General features: G+C 59.8%; 1 protein-coding gene. It reads left to right on the top strand.

Translation table 11 applies throughout. From position 1 onward, the window contains the following. Positions 1 to 66 precede the first annotated feature (66 nt). Entirely contained in the window at positions 67 to 1,215 is a 1,149-nt protein-coding gene (gene macA / locus LOY43_RS16205; RefSeq protein ID WP_258708377.1) for a macrolide transporter subunit MacA, read from the top strand. Positions 1,216 to 1,217 lie beyond the last annotated feature (2 nt).

Genomic DNA, 1,217 nt, shown 5'->3' with positions numbered 1-1,217 from the left:
TTGTTGTTTATCTACCAGAGCCCGGCCGCTGGCCGGGTTCACCCCTGAACGGACTTGTGGTCATTTATGGAAAAGTCGAAGTTGCGCAAAGTCGGTATGGGTTTGGCGTTAGTGGCAGTAGCGGGATTGGCGTTCTACACGGTGCAGGCACCGGCCGAGGCGCCGCAATACCTGACCGCGCCGGTGGAACGCAGTGACATTGAAAACGCGGTGCTCGCCACCGGGTTGCTCGAAGGCATCAAGCAAGTGGACGTCGGCGCGCAAGTGTCGGGGCAATTGAAGTCGCTCAAGGTCAAGGTTGGCGACAAGGTGAAGAAAGGGCAGTGGCTGGCGGAAATCGATCCGCTGGTGTTGCAGAACACTTTGCGCCAGGCCCAGGTTGATGAGGAAAACCTGCAAGCGCAAAAACGTGCGACCCAGGCTCAGCTCAGGCAGACCAAAGCGATTTACGAGCGCTACAAGAACTTGCAGGACGACGCGTCGATCTCGCGCCAGGACTTTGAAAACGCCGAGTCGGATTATCAGGTGCAACAGGCCAATCTGATGTCGCTGGATGCGCAGATCAAAAGCGCGCACATCCAGATCGACACGGCCAAGGTCAATCTGGCCTACACACGGATTGTTGCGCCGATTGATGGCGATGTGGTCGGCGTGGTCACTCAGGAAGGCCAGACCGTGATCGCCAGCCAATTGGCACCGGTCCTGCTGAAACTGGCGGATCTGGACACCATGACGGTCAAGGCACAGGTGTCCGAAGCCGACGTGATTCACATCGCCCCGGGGCAAGAGGTGTATTTCACCATTCTCGGCGAGGACAAACGCTACTACGCGAAACTGCGCGGCACGGACCCGGCGCCGCAGAACTTTCTTGAAACACCGCCCGCTGGCACGCCTAAGCAAAGCAGCGCGGTGTTCTACAACGCGTTGTTCGAGGTGCCCAATCCCGATCATCGCCTGCGCATCTCGATGACCGCGCAGGTGCGCATTATCCTCGACACCGCCAAGTCGGTGCTGACCGTGCCGGTGGCGGCGCTCGGCCCGCGCAATGCCGATGGCAGTTTTCCGGTACGGGTGCTCGACGCCAAGGGCCACGCGCAGTCGCGCAATGTGCAGACCGGGATCAACAACAACGTCAAAGTGCAGATCAACACCGGTCTGGCAGAAGGCGACCGCGTGGTGATCGGTGATCCGGTGAACAATGTGGCGGGGGCCTGAGC

The sequence above is a fragment of the Pseudomonas sp. B21-041 genome (genome assembly GCF_024748675.1).
GTDB lineage: Bacteria > Pseudomonadota > Gammaproteobacteria > Pseudomonadales > Pseudomonadaceae > Aquipseudomonas > Aquipseudomonas neuropathica.
Note: the sequence above shows the minus strand (reverse complement) of the source record. Positions and strands in the feature narration are given on the sequence as shown.